Annotated in this window: 17 protein-coding genes; 2 read left to right on the top strand and 15 right to left on the bottom strand. The window is 64.8% G+C overall.

Annotated features, from left to right (window positions below; genetic code table 11):
* Nucleotides 1–92: 92 nt before the first annotated feature.
* From AR540_RS04795 to AR540_RS04785, 3 genes are all read right to left on the bottom strand, one after another.
* Nucleotides 93–1,526, bottom strand: a complete 1,434-nt coding sequence (locus AR540_RS04795) for an aminotransferase-like domain-containing protein (RefSeq protein ID WP_059226688.1) — start codon at nt 1,524–1,526, stop codon at nt 93–95.
* Nucleotides 1,527–1,746: 220 nt separating this feature from the next.
* Nucleotides 1,747–2,676: an electron transfer flavoprotein subunit alpha/FixB family protein gene (locus AR540_RS04790; RefSeq protein WP_059226687.1), complete on the bottom strand. Its 930-nt coding sequence runs from the start codon at nt 2,674–2,676 to the stop codon at nt 1,747–1,749.
* Nucleotides 2,676–3,428 (bottom strand): electron transfer flavoprotein subunit beta/FixA family protein, encoded by a 753-nt coding sequence (locus AR540_RS04785; protein WP_059226686.1) that lies wholly within the window; start codon nt 3,426–3,428, stop codon nt 2,676–2,678. Before AR540_RS04785 ends, AR540_RS04790 begins: the two co-directional genes overlap by 1 nt.
* A 293-nt stretch (nt 3,429–3,721) precedes the next feature.
* Here AR540_RS04785 and AR540_RS04780 point away from each other — a divergent pair, with 293 nt between their 5' ends.
* Nucleotides 3,722–5,371 carry an electron transfer flavoprotein-ubiquinone oxidoreductase gene (locus AR540_RS04780; RefSeq protein WP_059226685.1) on the top strand — a complete coding sequence of 550 codons (1,650 nt, stop codon included), beginning with the start codon at nt 3,722–3,724 and terminating at the stop codon, nt 5,369–5,371.
* 248 nt (nt 5,372–5,619) lie between these two features.
* On the opposite strand, the gene AR540_RS04775 is transcribed toward AR540_RS04780, so the two are convergent.
* From AR540_RS04775 to AR540_RS04760, 4 genes are all read right to left on the bottom strand, one after another.
* On the bottom strand, nt 5,620–6,180 hold the full coding sequence (locus tag AR540_RS04775; RefSeq protein WP_059226684.1) for a DUF1285 domain-containing protein: 561 nt from the start codon (nt 6,178–6,180) through the stop codon (nt 5,620–5,622).
* Between the two features lie 174 nt (nt 6,181–6,354).
* Nucleotides 6,355–6,969: a DUF4823 domain-containing protein gene (locus AR540_RS04770; RefSeq protein WP_153014167.1), complete on the bottom strand. Its 615-nt coding sequence runs from the start codon at nt 6,967–6,969 to the stop codon at nt 6,355–6,357.
* A 70-nt stretch (nt 6,970–7,039) separates the two neighbouring features.
* The gene (locus AR540_RS04765; RefSeq protein WP_059226683.1) at nt 7,040–8,008 is read right to left on the bottom strand and encodes a GTP 3',8-cyclase MoaA; all 969 of its coding nucleotides are present in this window, start codon (nt 8,006–8,008) and stop codon (nt 7,040–7,042) included.
* A gap of 386 nt (nt 8,009–8,394) precedes the next feature.
* Nucleotides 8,395–9,036 (bottom strand): TetR/AcrR family transcriptional regulator, encoded by a 642-nt coding sequence (locus tag AR540_RS04760; protein ID WP_058764584.1) that lies wholly within the window; start codon nt 9,034–9,036, stop codon nt 8,395–8,397.
* A gap of 169 nt (nt 9,037–9,205) precedes the next feature.
* Between AR540_RS04760 and AR540_RS04755 the strand changes: the two genes are divergently transcribed.
* Nucleotides 9,206–10,336 carry an aminotransferase class V-fold PLP-dependent enzyme gene (locus tag AR540_RS04755; RefSeq protein ID WP_059226682.1) on the top strand — a complete coding sequence of 377 codons (1,131 nt, stop codon included), beginning with the start codon at nt 9,206–9,208 and terminating at the stop codon, nt 10,334–10,336.
* 217 nt (nt 10,337–10,553) lie between these two features.
* Here the strand turns inward: AR540_RS04755 and AR540_RS04750 are convergent, their stop codons facing one another.
* From AR540_RS04750 to acpP, 8 genes are all read right to left on the bottom strand, one after another.
* Entirely contained in the window at nt 10,554–11,336 is a 783-nt protein-coding gene (locus AR540_RS04750) for a TatD family hydrolase (protein ID WP_059226681.1), read from the bottom strand.
* Nucleotides 11,337–11,393: 57 nt separating this feature from the next.
* On the bottom strand, nt 11,394–11,750 hold the full coding sequence (locus AR540_RS04745) for a PilZ domain-containing protein (RefSeq protein WP_059226680.1): 357 nt from the start codon (nt 11,748–11,750) through the stop codon (nt 11,394–11,396).
* A 39-nt stretch (nt 11,751–11,789) separates the two neighbouring features.
* Nucleotides 11,790–12,773, bottom strand: a complete 984-nt coding sequence (locus tag AR540_RS04740; protein ID WP_059226679.1) for a DNA polymerase III subunit delta' — start codon at nt 12,771–12,773, stop codon at nt 11,790–11,792.
* On the bottom strand, nt 12,766–13,404 hold the full coding sequence (gene tmk, locus AR540_RS04735) for a dTMP kinase (protein ID WP_059226678.1): 639 nt from the start codon (nt 13,402–13,404) through the stop codon (nt 12,766–12,768). Before tmk ends, AR540_RS04740 begins: the two co-directional genes overlap by 8 nt.
* The gene (mltG, locus tag AR540_RS04730; RefSeq protein ID WP_059226677.1) at nt 13,401–14,459 is read right to left on the bottom strand and encodes an endolytic transglycosylase MltG; all 1,059 of its coding nucleotides are present in this window, start codon (nt 14,457–14,459) and stop codon (nt 13,401–13,403) included. Before mltG ends, tmk begins: the two co-directional genes overlap by 4 nt.
* A 3-nt stretch (nt 14,460–14,462) precedes the next feature.
* Entirely contained in the window at nt 14,463–15,275 is an 813-nt protein-coding gene (pabC, locus tag AR540_RS04725) for an aminodeoxychorismate lyase (RefSeq protein WP_177339202.1), read from the bottom strand.
* The gene (fabF, locus tag AR540_RS04720; RefSeq protein WP_082706910.1) at nt 15,275–16,519 is read right to left on the bottom strand and encodes a beta-ketoacyl-ACP synthase II; all 1,245 of its coding nucleotides are present in this window, start codon (nt 16,517–16,519) and stop codon (nt 15,275–15,277) included. Before fabF ends, pabC begins: the two co-directional genes overlap by 1 nt.
* Nucleotides 16,520–16,656: 137 nt before the next feature.
* Nucleotides 16,657–16,893: an acyl carrier protein gene (acpP, locus tag AR540_RS04715; protein WP_007160597.1), complete on the bottom strand. Its 237-nt coding sequence runs from the start codon at nt 16,891–16,893 to the stop codon at nt 16,657–16,659.
* Nucleotides 16,894–16,990 lie beyond the last annotated feature (97 nt).

Here is a 16,990-nt window from a genome sequence, read left to right as displayed (position 1 = left end):
CCAGCCAGGGCCGTGCTCGCCACCTGGCGAGCAACGGCAGGATCAGTCCCTACAACCGACCCAGCGCTTCTCGGCGGGTTCCAGGGACGCCGCTAGGCGGCCAGGGTTTCCTGGCAGAGCTGACGGGCGAGCAGGCCCAACGTCATCAGCGCCCGCTGGGCGTCACGTCCCCAGGGCAGGCCACAATTGAGACGGATGCAGTGGTTGAACTGATCGGTGTTGCTGAAGATCATCCCCGGCGCGATGCTCACCCCCTGGTCGAGGGCGCGCTGGTGCAGCAGCCGGGTATCCACCCGCACCGGCAGGCTGACCCAGAGGACGAAGCCGCCACCGGGTCGGCTCATCTGGGTCCCTTCCGGGAAGTGTTCCTGGATGGCCAGCTGGAAGGCCGTCATGTTGCGCCGGTATTCCTGGCGGATGGCCCTCAGGTGGCGGTCGTAGCCGCCATTCTCCAGGTAGGCGGAGACCCCCATCTGGGTCACGCTGCAGGCCGAGTGGGTGGTGAAGGTCTGCAGCCGCCGAATGTCGTCCTGGTAGGGGCCGGCCACCACCCAGCCGATGCGGACCCCGGGCGACAGGGTCTTGGAAAAGCTCGAGCAGTAGATGACGCGCCCCTGCTTATCGAGGGCCTTGAGCGCCTTGGAGCCGCTCTCGTAGGTCAGCTCGCCATAGATGTCGTCTTCGATGATGGCGATGTTGCGTTCGGTGGCCAGCTTGAGCAGCTGCTTCTGCCGTGCCTCCGGCATGCTGCTGCCCATGGGATTGCTCAGCCGGGCCGTCACCACCAGCGCCTTGACCGGCCACTGACTGGCCGCCAGCTGCAGCGCTTCGACACTGAGGCCGGTCTCGGGATCGCAGGGGATCTCGATCACCTTGAGACCCAGCACCTCGGCCAGCTGCAGCAGGCCGTAGTAGGACGGCGATTCGGTGGCGATCAGATCGCCCGGCTTGGTCAGCACCCGCAGCGACATCTGCAGGGCATCCACACAGCCATGGGTGATCACCACCTCTTCAGGGCCTACCACCACGCCGGCATCACGCAGGCGGATCGCCACCTGGCGGCGCAGGGGTTCGAAGCCGGGGCTGTGCAGATAGGAGAAGGCCGCGCGGGCCTGGAAGCGGGTGACCTTGGACAGTTGCTGGTGCAACGCCCTCAGGGGCAGGTAATCGGTCTGGGGCACCGCCATGCCCAGGGGCACCACCCCTTCACGACGCGATTCGGCCAGCACCTGGTTGATGATGCCGGCGCGGGTCACCAGACTGGGCCGCTCCACCGTGGCGATGTCCGGTGTCGGTGCGGTCAGGGCCGGTGTCTGGTGCACATAGAAACCGGACTGCGGCCGGGCGCGGATCAGCCCCTGGTCTTCCAGGGTGGCGTAGGCCTGCAGGACGCTGGCATGGCTCACCCCCAGTTGCTGACTCAGCTTGCGTACCGAAGGCACTCGCTCGCCGGGCTTGTAAACACCCTTGCGGATGTCGTTCGCCAATTGCTGGGCGATACGCTGATAGAGCAACAGGTTGGTCATGGGGCGTCTTCCTGGACGAGGCGCAACAGTAGCAGACTACTTGTGAAGTGAACCGGTACAGATGGGCCTGACCTTAGCGCGTCCGTTCCGGCGCGGGCAATGTCCAAAAACGACAAGGCGTCGGCGGCCTGGACACTGACACCATCCGTCCTGGCCCGCCGTTCGTCGCGCCCATGAAAAAGCCCGCCGGGTGGCGGGCTCTTGCGCAGACCTGGGAGCCTTAGATGGCCTTTTCCAGTTCCGGAACCAGCTCGAAGAGATCGCCTACCAGGCCATAGTCGGCCACCTGGAAGATCGGCGCCTCCTCGTCCTTGTTGATGGCGACGATCACCTTGGAGTCCTTCATGCCCGCCAGATGCTGGATGGCGCCGGAGATGCCCACGGCGATGTACAGCTGCGGCGCAACGATCTTGCCGGTCTGGCCGACCTGCATGTCGTTGGGCACGAAGCCGGCGTCCACCGCAGCGCGCGAGGCACCCACCGCCGCGCCCAGCTTGTCGGCCAGGGCGTAGAGAATCTTGAAGTTGTCACCGTTCTGCAGACCGCGACCACCGGAGACCACCACCTTGGCGGCGCCCAGCTCAGGACGGTCGGACTTGGCCAGCTCTTCGCCGACGAAGCTGGAGATGCCGGCATCCTTGACCAGGCCCACGGCCTCGATGGCAGCGGAACCGCCCTCGGCGGCGACCGGATCGAAACCGGTGGCGCGCACGGTGATCACCTTGATCGGTGCCGTGGAGCGCACGGTGGCGATGGCGTTGCCGGCATAGATCGGCCGCTTGAAGGTGTCGGCGGATTCGACGGCGATGATCTCGGAGATCTGGTCGACGTCCAGCAGGGCGGCGACGCGTGGCAGGAAGTTCTTGCCATTGGTGCTGGCAGCGGCCAGCACGTGGCTGTAGTTGGCGGCCAGCTCGACCACCAGCGGTGCGACGTTTTCCGGCAGTTGGTGGGCATAGGCGGCGTTGTCGGCCAGCAGCACCTTGCCGACGCCGGCGAGCTTGGCGGCGGCGTCGGCGACCGGCTGGGCGTTCTGGCCGGCGACCAGTACATGGATGTCGCCGCCGATGGCCTGGGCCGCGGCGACGGTGTTCAGGGTAGCGCCGAAGAGGTTGGCGTTGTCGTGGTCGGCAATGACGAGAATGGCCATCAGATCACCTTCGCTTCGTTCTTGAGTTTTTCGACCAGTTCGGCCACGGACTTGACCTTGATGCCGGCCTGGCGACCCGCCGGGGCTTCCACCTTGACCACCTCGTAGGAGGCTTGCACCGCCACGCCCAGGGCATCGGGGGTCAGGGTTTCCAGCGGCTTCTTCTTGGCCTTCATGATGTTGGGCAGCGAGGCGTAGCGCGGCTCGTTGAGACGCAGGTCGGTGGTCACCACCGCCGGCAGCTTGAGCGAAACGGTCTGCAGGCCGCCGTCGATCTCGCGGGTCACGTTGAGGCCGTCACCGGCCTGCTCCACCTTGGAGGCGAAGGTACCCTGGGCGAAACCGGTCAGGGCGGCCAGCATCTGGCCGGTCTGGTTGTTGTCACTGTCGATGGCCTGCTTGCCGAGGATCACCAACTGCGGCTGTTCCTTGTCCACCACGGCCTTGAGCAGCTTGGCGGTGGTCAGCGAGGACAGCTCGGCAGTGCCGGTGTCGATCAGCACGGCGCGATCGGCGCCCAGGGCCAGCGCGGTACGCAGCTGCTCCTGCGCCTGGGCGGGACCGGCGGTCACCACCACGATCTCGCTGGCGATACCCTTTTCCTTCAGGCGCACCGCTTCTTCCACGGCGATCTCGCAGAAGGGGTTCATGGACATCTTGACGTTGGCCAGGTCGACACCGGTCTGGTCGGCCTTGACGCGGACCTTGACGTTGTAGTCCACCACGCGTTTGACAGCTACGAGAACCTTCATGAATCCCTCGATTTATTCTGGTGAATAAACAGGACGCCAAGGCGGCCTTGCGTTGGACACGACCCCTGTCGGCCCACACCTTGTTGCAAATTCTTCCTATGTTGACCTCCACGGCAGCAGGGGTCAACGCGACAGTCCGTCAGGGGCCGGTGCTACCGAGTCTAACAGGCTTGCAGAAAATTTAAACAAACGTTTGAATGGGTGCCAGGGAGCATGCTGGATATAATGAAGTCTTTTGTTGCGCCCCCACATACATAACCAGATCGTGAGTTTTGCCTGAGGAGAAGTGAGCCGTGGAACGCGAATACATGGAATTCGACGTGGTGATCGTCGGGGCCGGCCCCGCGGGCCTGTCCGCGGCCTGTCGCCTCAAGCAGCAGGCCGCCGAGAACGGCCAGGAGATCAGCGTCTGCGTGGTCGAGAAAGGCTCCGAGGTCGGTGCCCATATCCTCTCCGGGGCGGTCTTCGAGCCCCGTGCCCTGGACGAGCTCTTTCCCAACTGGAAGGAACTGGGCGCGCCCCTGAACACCCCGGTCAAGCGTGACGACATCTACCTGCTAAAGGACGAACGTCAGGCCACCAAGGTGCCCAACTTCTTCGTGCCCAAGCCGATGCACAACGAGGGCAACTACATCATCTCCCTGGGCAACCTCTGCCGCTGGCTGGGCCAGCAGGCCGAAGCCCTCGGCGTGGAGATCTATCCGGGTTTCGCCGCCCAGGAGCCGCTGATCGATGACCAGGGCGTGGTGCGCGGCATCATCACCGGTGACCTCGGCGTGGATCGTGAAGGCCAGCCCAAGGAAGGGGTCTACACCCCCGGCATGGAACTGCGCGGCAAGTACACCCTCTTCGCCGAAGGCTGCCGTGGCCACCTGGGCAAGCAGCTGGGCCAGAGATTCAAGCTCGGCGAGGGCGCCGATCCGCAGCACTACGGCATCGGCATCAAGGAGCTGTGGGAGATCGATCCGGCCAAGCACGAGCAGGGCCTGGTGATCCATACCTCCGGCTGGCCGCTGGACAAGGAGAACCCGGGCGGTTCCTTCCTCTATCACCTGGAAGACAACCAGGTAGTGGTCGGTCTGATCGTCGACCTGGCCTACAGCAATCCGCACCTCTCGCCCTACGACGAATTCCAGCGCTACAAGCACCACCCGGTGGTGGCCCGGTACCTGGAAGGCGGCAAGCGCGTGTCCTACGGTGCCCGCGCCCTGGTCAAGGGTGGCCTGAATTCCCTGCCGAAAATGGTCTTCCCCGGTGGCGCCCTGATCGGCTGCGACCTGGGCACCCTCAATCCGGCCAAGATCAAGGGCAGCCACACGGCGATGAAGTCCGGCATGCTCGCCGCCGACGCCATCGTCGCCGCCCTGGCGGCCGGGCGCGAAGGTGACGAACTCCAGGGCTACGTCGATGGCTTCAAGGGCAGTTGGCTGCAGGAAGAACTCCATGCCAGCCGCAACTTCGGCCCGGCCATGCACAAGTTCGGTCCGCTGCTCGGCCCGGCCTTCGCCTTCGTCGAACACAACCTGCTGGGTGGCGCCCTGCCCTTCACCCTGCACGACCGGCGCATGGACCATACCTGCCTGAAGAAGGCCGACGAGGCGCCGCGCATCGCCTATCCCAAGCCGGATGGCAAGCTGAGCTTCGACAAGCTGTCCTCGGTGTTCCTCTCCAACACCAACCACGAGGAAGACCAGCCGGTTCACCTGAAGCTCAGGGCCCCTTCGATCCCCATCGCCCAGAACCTGCCGCTGTACGACGAACCCGCCCAGCGCTATTGCCCGGCCGGGGTCTACGAGGTGGTCCGCGACGGCGGCGAGCCGCGCTTCCAGATCAATGCCCAGAACTGCGTGCACTGCAAGACCTGCGACATCAAGGACCCGGCGCAGAACATCACCTGGGTGGCACCCGAGGGCAGCGGCGGACCCAACTACCCCAATATGTAAGCCACCCCAAAGGCCCCTCGAGGTAATGCCGATCAGTCAAGCCTTCACCTGGGATGTCGGAGTGCAACGGTGAAGCAGGGATCTGGCTCAAGGAATGTTATCGCGGCCATGGGCCGCTCCTACACAGGCATGATGTATGTACCTGTAGGAGCGGCCGCATCGGCGGACCGCCATGGCCGCGATATGAGCGCTAAAGGTCCAGCTGGTGTTTCATGAAAAGGGGCCGGCATGCTCCCTCGGGCCTTTTTTCATTCGGCAGGCGCGACGGGAAAGAAGACGCCGCGACTCCAGAGGCCGAGCCAGGCCTGCCCCTCATGGGAACCCTGCTCGACCCTGTCCATCAACCGGTAGAAGACCGCCCGGTTGAGCCGCGCGTCCAGCCCGCCGCGCACCCGCAGATAGGGCGCCGGCTGGTCATCGTGTGTCTCGAAGCGCAGCGGATGCTCGGCACCGGCGGCAATCCGGTCGCCCACATTGGTGAGGAAATCCAGGGTCTGCTCGACACCGCTGCCACGCCATTCGACGTCCACGGCGATGAAGGGCACGTCTTCCACCTGGATGCCCACGCACTCCACTGGCGTCACCAGCACGTAGCGCTCGGGATCACGGCGCAGGATGGTGGAGAACAGTCGCACCATGGCCGGCCGGGTGATGGGCGTACCCTGGTGATACCAGGTTCCGTCGCGGGCGATGCGCATGTCGATGTCGCCACAGAACGGCGGATGCCAGAGCTCCACGGGCGGCAGGCGACCCTCTCCGGTGGCTGGCAATTGCGCCAGCAGATTCCGTGTCACGTCAACCTGGCTCACACTCTTCTCCTCTAGGGTGGTGTTTCAGAAGTTCGCGCAAGAATTGGCGAGTGATTTTTTTGCTCGGGCCAGGCGCCGCGACGAGTCATGGCAGGGCTATGGCGAGGAGTGGCAACGCCGCCCGGGCAAAAAAAGCGCCGCCAAAATTGTGCAGTTAACGTCTGAAACACCACACTAGCGACCGCTCAACCCCAGGAGGCGTTGGGCGTATTCGTTGAACGCTGGTCCGAACAGTTCTTCCGGGCGCTCGTCATAGAACGTCAAGAAGCCGCCACGGCTGCGAATACTGGCCGTATCCACCAGACGGAAGGTGGCGACCTCCACCAACATCATCTGCACCGAACTGCGATCGCGACCTACCCGGCCGATGTCGTCCTGGTCCTCGAACTCTTCCCAGGTACCGATGCGGTCGTCCGCGCCGGCGAAACGGGTATAGAGCAGGTAATGGGCGCCCAGTTGCCGCGCCTTGGCCATGGCGTCGTCGAAGCCCTCGGGCTTGTCCGCCCGTCTCACCCGCGGAAAGTACTCCACGAAGCCCTTGAAGGCCTCCTCTGCCACCACGTTCGGACGGGCGTAGGGGTGCCCGATGGGGACGAAGGCACCTTGGGCTATATAGATGTAGGAGTCGGCCTGCAGCCGAAAGTTGTTCAGCCGCTGGGTCCTGCTGTGATCGAGCAGTCCGGCATCGCGCAGGTGATACTCGACGCCCGACGCCATGTCGCTGACGTTCATGCAGCCGCCCAGACAGGCCAGCACGGTGGAGATGACCAGCAAACGCAGATTAACCATGGAAACAGAGCCCCTGTCCGGCGCCAAGATGCCGTCAATACAGGGGCCTTAGCAGCTTTCGCGCCAGCTATCAGCCACCGATGATCTTCATCACCGTCACCCCACCGGAAAAGGCCACCTCCTGCTTGTCGCCAAGTGCCTTGACCAACAGCCGCTGCAGCGCTGGCAGGGCCAGGTGGCGCGGCTTGTCCAGCAGGTCGCCGACGTAGTGGCGGTTGCTCGACGACAGGCAGCCGTGCAGCCAGCCGGTGGACGACAGGCGCAGCCGCGAGCAGGTACGGCAAAAGGGTACGCTCTCGTTGGCGATGATGCCGAAGTGACCACCGCCTTCCACGCGGTAGCGCAGGGCGGTGGAATCCACGGGCGCATCGGCCTGCACATAGGCATGGCGCGAACCGATGATGTCCAGCAACTCGGCCAGGGGCACCAGCTGGTTGTTGAAGGTCCTGGGATCCTTCGCCAGGTGTCCCATGCGCATCAGCTCGATGAACCTGAGTTCGAAGCCACGTTCCAGGCAATAGTCCAGCAACGGCAGGACCTGGTCGAGATTCTGCCCGCGCAGCGGCACCATGTTGAGCTTGATCTTCAGGCCGGCGGCATGGGCCGCCTCGAGGCCGGCCAGCACCGTCGCCAGATCGCCACCGCGCGCCAGGCGCGGGAAGGCCTCGGCGTCGAGGGTGTCCAAGGACACGTTCAGCCGGCGGATGCCATGGTCGATGAGGAAGTCCAGCTTGCGCGGCAGCAACTGGCCGTTGGTGGTCAGGCTGATGTCCTTGAGACCGAGCTGGGAAACGCGGGCGAGAAAGGGCTCCAGGCGCGGCGTTACCAGGGGCTCGCCGCCGGTGATGCGTAGACGCTCGATGCCCGCGGCATCGATGAGGTATTCCACGCCACGGGCCATGGTTTCGGCGCTGAGTTCGTCCTGCGCGGCCACCAGTCGCTTGCCGTTGGGCACGCAATACGTACAGGCATAGTTGCAGGCCGCCGTGAGGCTGATCCGCAGGTTGCGAAACGCCCTACCCTGGCGGTCGACGATCATCGTTGGGGACTCCACTGCTACGAGAGAAAAGGGATTGATCGGCGTCCCTCGCCTCTATCGGACCCTGGCTCTGCACGAAAAGTGTCTGCGCTCAGTGATGCGTCGTTGAAAAAGGCTTCGGAATGCTCATTTACCGCTTGTAAACCCGAGCGCGGGTCCGATCCGCTTCCTCAGCCTTTTTCGCCTCGCCTGACCTTCGCTCGGCGACTTTTTCGTATAGAGCCTAGTGCGGTGTTTCAGAAGTTATCTACACAATTTTGGCGGCGCTTTTTCGGCCCTGGCGGTGTTGCCACTCCTCGCCATAGCCCTGCTATGACTCGTCTCGGCGCCTAGCCAGGACCCAAAAATCACTCGCCAATTCTTGCGCGAACTTCTGAAACACCACACTAGGATCGGACAGGCGTTTCGACGTCTCGCTTGCGGCGGTTGCCCATGCGCACGCCGATGTCCATGAGGAACTGGAAAAAACCTTCCTGATCCTCCAGCACGTCGCGCCAGAAGGGCGAATGGTAAAGGGCCACGGCGCCGTGCACCAGCGCCCAGGCGGCGCAGTAGTGGAAATAGGGGGGCACGTCTTCCAGCTTGCCTTCGTCGATTCGCCCTTCGATCAGGCTGGTCAGCCGCTGGAAGTTGGAGGTACGGATGCTATGCAGTTGCTCGACCAACTCGGGCACCTGGCGCGTCTTGACCACCTTTTCCTCGAGCCGGTCGAACAGCCGGTAGCGCTGCGGATCGCTCATGCGGAACTCGAAATAGGCGCGGGAGAGCGCCTCGCGATCACGGGCGACGTTGTCCGACTGGAACAGCTCGGCCAGGTCCCTTTCGTAATCCAGCATCAGCCGCAGATAGATCTCGGCCTTCGAGTTGAAGTGCTTGTAGATGGTACCTTTGCCGATGCCGACGGCCTCGGCGATCATTTCGACGGTGACGCTGTCTTCACCTTCACTGAGGAAGAGTTGCAGCGCGGTATCGAGAATTTCCTGCTCACGGCGACGGAACTCGCGGACCTTGCGGGATTCTTTCTGCATAGCAGCCCACTTGTTGTTTTCAAAGGGATAGGGCCTCGAACCACCGGCTACCCCTCGGCTTACCGGCACTTCGTCACACCTTGGGCGAGCTCGACCGACGGGATCGGTGAACAGCGCCGGCGCGCCCCTTATTATGCCCCATCACACCCAGATTGTACGGATCGAGTCAATGTCTTCCTGGAAGCACGAGTTCCCCCAGGCGTATGCCATGCGCTACCTCAATCATGCGGCCGTGGCGCCCTGGCCCAAGCGCGCGGCCCAGGCCGTCACCGAGTTCGCCGCCGAGAACTGCCAGTACGGCGCGCGCAACTATCCGACCTGGCTTGGGCTGGAACAGCGCCTGCGCGAGCGCCTGACACGCCTGCTCAATGCCCCGGCGAGCAGCGACATCGCCCTGGTGAAGAATACCTCCGAAGCGCTCTCCTTCGTCGCCTTCGGCCTGGACTGGCAGAGCGGCGACCAGGTGGTGATCAGCGACGAGGAATTCCCGTCCAACCGGATCGTCTGGGAGGCCCTGGCGCGCTTCGGCGTCGAGGTGGTGGAGGTCACCCTGGGGGAAACGCCCGAAGCCAACCTGCTGGCGGCCTGCGGCCCGCGGACCCGCCTGATGGCCATCAGCGCCGTGCAATACGCCAGCGGCCTGCGCCTGGACCTGCCCGCCCTTGGCCAGGGCTGCGAGGCCAGGGGCGTGCTGCTGTGCGTCGACGCCATCCAGCAGCTGGGTGCCCTGCCCTTCGACGTCCAGGCCTGCAACTGCGCCTTCGCCATGGCCGACGGCCACAAGTGGATGCTCGGCCCGGAAGGGCTGGGCGTCTTCTACTGCCGCGCCGACCTGCGCGAACAACTGCAGTTGCACGAATACGGCTGGCACATGCTGGATAACGCCGGTGACTACAGCCAGCGCGACTGGCAACCGGCGAAGACGGCCATGCGCTTCGAATGCGGCAGCCCCAACATGCTTGGAGCGGTGGCGCTGGAGGCCAGCCTGTCGCTGCTGGAAGATGCCGGCATGACCCAGATAGGCCAGGAGCTACTAGCACGGGTCGAATTGCTGGACAGCGACATCCGCGCACTGCCTGGCGCGGTGCTGCACTCGCCGGTGGACGAAGCACGACGCTCCGGCATCCTCACCTTCTCCCTCGAAGGCTGGGACAACCGCCAGCTGTTCGAGCGCCTGAAGACCGCCGATGTCATCTGCGCCCAGCGCGGACCGGGCATCCGACTGTCGCCGCATTTCTACACCAGCGAGCCTGTACTGGAGCAGACGCTGGACCTGATCCGGGCCCTGGCCCGCTTCTGAACGGGCCGAAAGGCACGAGATAGCCAGTGTCGCGGCAGGGCTATTCCAAAACTGTTTAAAAAATGTCCAGTCAAGACTGGACCTTTGCCCAGGCTGACCAATACTCAGGTGACTGGTCGCGCCGACCCCCGCGGCGCGAGCCAGGGAGGCGGCTCTCCGTCTAGGTGAACCGTTGGTCCGGCCCGGGTATCCCAGGATACCCGGGCCATTTTTTTGCCTAGAGCGACGCGCGGGGAAACAGCCGACGAAAGTTGGCGGTGGTCTGCTCGGCGAGGGTCTCGAGGGTGACGCCGCGGACGTCGGCCAGACACTGGGCCACCTCCACCACGAATTGCGGCAGGTTGGCCTTGCCCCGATGCGGCACGGGCGCCAGGTAAGGTGAATCCGTTTCCACCAGCAGGCGATCGGCCGGCACCTGGCGCGCCACCTCGCGCAACTCGGCGGCGTTGCGGAAGGTCAGGATGCCCGAGAAGGAGATGTAGAAGCCTAGGTCCAGCGCCGCCTTAGCCGTCGCCCAGTCCTCGGTGAAGCAGTGCAGTACCCCGGCGCCAGGTAGCTCGGCGGCGGCCAGCATCGCCAGGGTATCGGCCCGCGCCTCGCGGGTGTGGATCACCAGGGGCAGCGCCGTGCGCCGAGCCGCTTCGAGGTGCAGGGCGAAGGAGCGCTGCTGGATCTCGGCGGTATCCGGTTGGTAGTGGTAGTCGAGTCCGGTCTCGCCGATGGCGGCAACGCGGGGATGAGCCAGTCGCTCCAGCAGCCAGTCGAGATCGATGGGGCTGCCCTGGGCGGCATCCAGCGGGTGGATACCCACCGCGCAATGGACATCGGCATACCGCTCGGCCAGGGCCTGCACGGTGGGCGCGTTGTTGGCATCGACGCCGATGCAGAGGAACTGGCTGACGCCACGGGCGCGCGCTGCGTCCAGCGCTGCGTCCAGGGAGCCATCGTGAAGGGAAAGATCGAGTCGATCCAGGTGACAGTGGGAGTCGACGAAATGCACGGGAAACTAGCCTTGAATCACAGAGAACGTCCCCGCCCCGAACGGGACGGCGGCTGATCACATGGTATGGGTGGGACGGTCCGACTTCAGGGAGCCGGCCAGATAGGTTTCTATCTTGTTGCGTGCCGTGTTGTCGCCATCGTTGAACTGGACGCCGACACCGGCCGCCCGATTGCCCTGAGCGCCCTTGGGCGTGATCCACACCACCTTGCCGGCGACCGGGATCTTGTCCGGTTCGTCCATCAGGTTCAGCAACATGAAGACCTCGTCGCCCAGCTTGTAGGTCTTGCCGGTCGGGATGAACAGGCCACCGTTGCGGATGAAGGGCATGTAGGCGGCGTAGAGCACCGACTTGTCCTTGATGGTGAGCGACAGGATGCCATTACGCGGACTCAGGTTCTGCGGCAAACTCATGAAGTTCTCTCGAGACGGGCGATACGGGCGAGCGGATCGCTAGCGGCCAGGCACCAGGCCAGCCCAGCGGATCAACAGCGACTCCAGCAACAATACGCGGTTGAGGTTGGCTTTGCCCAGCACCTTCTGCCGCTCGGCGTGCAGCCACTCCTGTACGGCCAGGACCTCGGTCGCCGTGGTCTTCTCCGCTAGATAGCCGAGCACCTTGGCCATGTCCGGCGCCGCTTCCGCATCCGCCCCACCCCATTGCTGGCGCAGCACGCCATGGGTCCATTCGCAGAACCAGTCCAGCAGCAGTGGCAGGGGCACGGCGTTCCAGCTCTCGGCCAACTGACTGGGCGCGGCCTGGCGCTTGAGCAGCCGCTTGACCCCGTCCACCACCAGGGCGCGCCGGGCGAGCACCTCTTCGCCATGCAGGCGTAGCGCCGCCAGTGGCGAACCGCCGGCCAGCACGAGCAGTTGCGTGCGTATCTCTTCATCGAGCTCCGGCAGGCGTTCAGCCAGCCAGGCGAGACTCGCCGCCCGCGTCGGAACGGGGCAGGCCTGCTGCACGCAGCGGCTGCGCACGGTGGGCAGCAGCCGGCTCGGCTGGTGACTGACCAGCAGCAGCACGGTGGCGCCCGAGGGCTCCTCCAGACTCTTGAGCAGGGCGTTGGCGGCGTTGAGATTCATCGCCTCGACCGGCTCCAGCAGGATCAGCTTGCGCCCGCCCAGTTGCGCGGTCTGGGTGACGAAGTCCACCAGCGCACGAATCTGGTCGACCCGAATCGGCTTCTCGGCCTCTTCCGGCTGGATCACGCAGTAATCCGGATGGGTGCCGGCCTTGAGCAGTGCGCAGGCCTTGCATTGACCACAGGGCGCTGCGCCCTGCGGTGACTGACACAGCAGCAGTTGGGCCAGGCGTTCAGCCAGGTCGCGCTTGCCGATGCCTCGCGGACCGTGCAACAGATAGGCATGGGGATGCTGGCGCCGGGGCCAGATCCGCGCCCAGAGCTCCTCCTGCCAGGGATAGACGTTAGCCACCGGGCGTCGGCTCCAGGTTCGCCACCAGCGCCCGCAGATCGGCCTGTACCTCGGCCAGGGGGCGGGAGGCATCGATGATGCGATAGCGCTGCGGCACCGCCTGGGCGCGCTCCAGGTAGGTCTGGCGCACGGCCTCGAAGAAGGCCCGCTGCTCCTGCTCGAAGCGGTCCAGGGCGCCACGACGGGCAGCCCGGGCCAGACCGATCTCCACCGGCAGATCGAACACCAGGGTCAGGTCGGGTTGCAGATCGCCGAGCACGAAGGCTTCCAGGGTGGCGATACGGGCCGTGGGGACGCCACGACCACCGCCCTGATAGGCATAGGTCGCATCGACGAAGCGGTCGCACAGCACCAGGGCACCGCGCGCCAACGCCGGACGAACGACCTGGGCCAGGTGCTGGGCCCGCGCGGCGAACATCAGCAGCAGCTCGGTATCCACCGCCATGGGTTCGGCGGCCGGGGCCAGCAGGATCTCGCGGATGCGCTCGGCCAGGGGCGTACCGCCGGGCTCGCGGGTCAGGACCACCTCGCGCCCGGCAGCGCCCAGCAACTCCGCCAGATAGTCGCGGTTGGTACTCTTGCCGGCGCCCTCAGGGCCTTCGAGGGTGATGAACAGGCCGTTTCCCGTCATGGCGTTTCCTTGGTTTCAGGCGTCTGGGGCGCGGGACTGGAGCGGTAATCGGCGCGCCGCTTGAGCTGGAAGTCACGCACCGCCTGATTGTGCTCGTCGAGTGACTTGGAAAAGACGTGGCTGCCATCGCCCCGGGCCACGAAGTAGAGGCTGTCGCCGTCCTTGGGATGCAGGGCGGCATGGATGGCTTCCCGCCCGGGCATGGCGATGGGCGTGGGCGGCAACCCCGCATTCAGATAGGTATTGTAGGGCGACGGTTCGCGCAGGTCGGCGCGGGTGATGCGTCCATTGTAGCGCTCGCCCATGCCATAGATCACGGTGGGATCGGTCTGCAGCAGCATCCCGGCCGCCAGACGGCGAACGAAGACTCCGGCGATCTCGTCGCGCTCCTCGGGTACGCCGGTTTCCTTCTCCACCAGCGAGGCCATGATCAGGGCCTGGTAGGCGTCCTGGTAGGGAACCGCGGGATCACGCTCCTGCCATTCCTTATCGAGCACAGCCTGGAGGCGCTGGTTGGCCTGGCGCAGCAAGTCCGATTCGCGCTGGCCCTTCACGTAGCGATAGGTGTCGGGGAAGAAGCGTCCCTCGGGGTGTTGGCCATCCAGGCCCAGGCGCTTCATCAGGGCGGCATCGTCCAGGTCGGCGGTATCGTGCTCCAGCTTGGGCTGCCGCGCCAGGGCGGCGCGGACCTGGCGGAAATTCCAGCCTTCCACCAGGGTGACGCCGTATTGCACGACCTCGCCCTTGCGCCACAGGGCCAAGAGATCCTGCACCGTCATACCGGGCGTCAGGCGATACTCACCGCTGTGCAGCGTCTGGTCGGCGAGGTTGAAGTTCCAGTATTGGCGTAACCAGAAGGCGCCCTTCAGGACCCCCTCCTGTTCCAGGCGCAGCAGGCTGCCGCCCGGAGTGGCACTCTTGCCGATCTCGAACAATTGCTCGCCTTCGACCTTCAGCGGCTGGACCAGCGCCTGGTGTTGGCGCCAGCCGGCGAGGATCACCAGCAGGCCGCCGACTGCCAGCAACGCCGTCAGCAGAGCTCTCGCCTTGCGCATCGGCTATTCCAGAATCTCGTTTATCGAACCTTGCAGTTTACGGGTCAGCGGCCCCACGGACCAGTTCGCGGCTGCGTACCGGCGCACGGGCCAGATACCGAACTGGCTGTTGCACAGGAAAACTTCATCGGCCTGTACCAGATCGTCCAGGGAGACCGGCAGGATCTCGGCCCCGAGGCCTTCCCGAGCGGCGATGTCCAGGATCAGACCGCGCATCACCCCAGCCACGCCACAGCGGTCGAGCGCCGGAGTCAGCAGCCGGCCGGCGTGGACCAGGAACAGGTTGCTGAACACGCCTTCGATCGGTCGGCCCTCCTGGTCCAGCATCAGACCCTCGGCATAGCCGGTACCGCGCCACTCGGCGCGGGCCAGTACCTGTTCGAGCCGATTGAGGTGCTTGAGCCCGGCCAGCAGCGGCTGATGGGCCAGGCGCGTCGAGCAGGGATAGAGGGCGATGCCTTCGTTCGCATGGGCCGCGGGATAGGCCGGCACGGGCGAGGCCAGCAACAGCCGTCGCACCTCGGGCTCGGCCGGCGGGGCGTAACCACGCAAGCCATCACCGCGGGTGAGCAGCAACTTGGCGACGCCCTCCCCCAGCAGCGCCGCGTAGGCGCGGATCTCGGCGTCCAGTTGGACGATGTCGCAGGGAATACACAGCCGTTGGCATCCCGCGGCCAGCCGCTGCAGATGGCGCTCCAGCAGCCGGGGCTGGCCCCGGCACACAGCGATGGTCTCGAACAGCCCATCGCCATAGGCCAGACCCCGGTCGCGCTGCAGACCGGCACCCAGCGGCTGGCCGTTGAGCCAGTCCTGGATCAAGCGTGGAAACGCCGGAACACCAGACTGCCGTTGGTGCCACCAAAGCCGAACGAGTTGGACAGGGCCACTTCAATGGGCCGCTGCCGCGCCTCATGGGGCACGAAGTCCAGATCGCAGCCGTCGCTGGGATTGTCCAGGTTGATGGTGGGCGGTGCCACCTGGTCGCGCAGGGCGAGCACCGTGAAGATGGCTTCCACCGCACCCGCGGCACCCAGCAGGTGACCGGTCATGGACTTGGTGGAGCTCACGCTCAGGCGTCTGGCCTGGTCGCCGAACACCTGCTTGAGGGCAGCCACTTCGGCCAGGTCACCCGCCGGCGTGGAGGTGCCGTGGGCGTTGACATAGTCGACCGCTTCGGGCGCGATACCGGCATCCTTGAGGGTCGCTCTCATGCAGCGGGCAGCGCCGGCACCGTCTTCCGGCGGTGCAGTCATGTGGAAGGCGTCCGCGCTCATGCCGAAGCCGATCAGCTCGGCATAGATGCGGGCACCACGCGCCTTGGCGTACTCGTACTCTTCCAGCACCAGGGCACCGGCGCCGTCGGACAGCACGAAACCGTCACGGTCGCGATCCCAGGGACGGCTGGCGCGGGTCGGATCGTCATTGCGGGTCGACAGGGCGCGGGCGGCACCGAAGCCCCCCAGCCCCAGCCCCGAGGTCGCCATTTCCGAACCGCCGGCCACCATTACATCGGCTTCACCGTAGGCGATGTTGCGCGCAGCCATGCCGATGCAGTGCGTCGCCGTGGTACAGGCGGTGGCGATGGCATAGTTGGGACCCTGCAGACCCAGGTGGATCGACAGGAAACCGGACACCATGTTGATGATGGAGCCCGGTACGAAAAAGGGAGAAATGCGGCGTGGACCCTGTTCGAGCAGCGACTGGCAATTCGTCTCGATGTTGGTCAGGCCACCGATGCCCGAACCCATGGCGACGCCGATGCGTTCGCGATTGGCTTCGTTGACTTCGATGCCGCTGTCACGCATGGCCTGGAAGCTGGCAGCGAGACCGTATTGGATGAACAGATCCAGCTTGCGGGCTTCCTTCGCGGACAGATACTGCTCCACGTCGAATCCCTTGACCGATCCGCCGATCCGCGTGCTGAAGGCAGAGACGTCCATATGCTCGATCGGCGCAATGCCACTGCGGCCGGCAAGGATGCCTTCCCAGCTGCTGGCTACGTCCGCGCCAAGCGGCGATACCATGCCCATACCCGTGATCACGACACGTCTACGCGACACACCCAACTCCTCTTGTCCTTCCGGGGCGGCCACCCCTCTTGAAAAAAGCCGATTCCAACGAGTTGAACCCTGGACCTAAAGAAAAGCCGCACGCCCTACAGGACGTGCGGCTTTTTATGTCCGAAACTGGCGACTACTTATTGCTGGTGAGCAACGATGTAGTCGATAGCTTCCTGGACGGTGGTGATCTTCTCAGCCTGCTCGTCCGGGATTTCGGTCTCGAATTCCTCTTCCAGAGCCATCACCAGTTCGACGGTGTCAAGGGAGTCGGCGCCCAGATCCTCGACGAAGGAAGCGCTGTTGGTAACTTCCTCTTCCTTCACGCCGAGCTGCTCAGCGACGATCTTCTTAACGCGTTCTTCGATGGTGCTCATACCGTGTTCTCACTCCTAAAGGAAAAATCCGCACAACGGATTGCGCGTAAGTGTATAGAAAGGGATTTCCGTATTTCAAGCTGACGCGACATCAAGA

Source organism: Pseudomonas sp. EpS/L25, from assembly GCF_001512295.1.
Classification (GTDB): Bacteria; Pseudomonadota; Gammaproteobacteria; order Pseudomonadales; family Pseudomonadaceae; genus Chryseomonas.
Note: the sequence above shows the minus strand (reverse complement) of the source record. Positions and strands in the feature narration are given on the sequence as shown.

What these genes read in the sequence shown, in the direction of transcription:
- tmk (WP_059226678.1), bottom strand. Translation starts at nt 13,404, where the DNA reads ATGACGGGAAACGGCCTGTTCATCACCCTCGAAGGCCCTGAGGGCGCC.
- AR540_RS04765 (WP_059226683.1), bottom strand. Translation starts at nt 8,008, where the DNA reads ATGATCGTCGACCGCCAGGGTAGGGCGTTTCGCAACCTGCGGATCAGC.
- mltG (WP_059226677.1), bottom strand. Translation starts at nt 14,459, where the DNA reads ATGCGCAAGGCGAGAGCTCTGCTGACGGCGTTGCTGGCAGTCGGCGGC.
- AR540_RS04795 (WP_059226688.1), bottom strand. Translation starts at nt 1,526, where the DNA reads ATGACCAACCTGTTGCTCTATCAGCGTATCGCCCAGCAATTGGCGAAC.
- AR540_RS04755 (WP_059226682.1), top strand. Translation starts at nt 9,206, where the DNA reads ATGTCTTCCTGGAAGCACGAGTTCCCCCAGGCGTATGCCATGCGCTAC.
- AR540_RS04745 (WP_059226680.1), bottom strand. Translation starts at nt 11,750, where the DNA reads ATGAGTTTGCCGCAGAACCTGAGTCCGCGTAATGGCATCCTGTCGCTC.
- AR540_RS04770 (WP_153014167.1), bottom strand. Translation starts at nt 6,969, where the DNA reads ATGGTTAATCTGCGTTTGCTGGTCATCTCCACCGTGCTGGCCTGTCTG.
- acpP (WP_007160597.1), bottom strand. Translation starts at nt 16,893, where the DNA reads ATGAGCACCATCGAAGAACGCGTTAAGAAGATCGTCGCTGAGCAGCTC.
- AR540_RS04785 (WP_059226686.1), bottom strand. Translation starts at nt 3,428, where the DNA reads ATGAAGGTTCTCGTAGCTGTCAAACGCGTGGTGGACTACAACGTCAAG.
- AR540_RS04760 (WP_058764584.1), bottom strand. Translation starts at nt 9,036, where the DNA reads ATGCAGAAAGAATCCCGCAAGGTCCGCGAGTTCCGTCGCCGTGAGCAG.
- AR540_RS04790 (WP_059226687.1), bottom strand. Translation starts at nt 2,676, where the DNA reads ATGGCCATTCTCGTCATTGCCGACCACGACAACGCCAACCTCTTCGGC.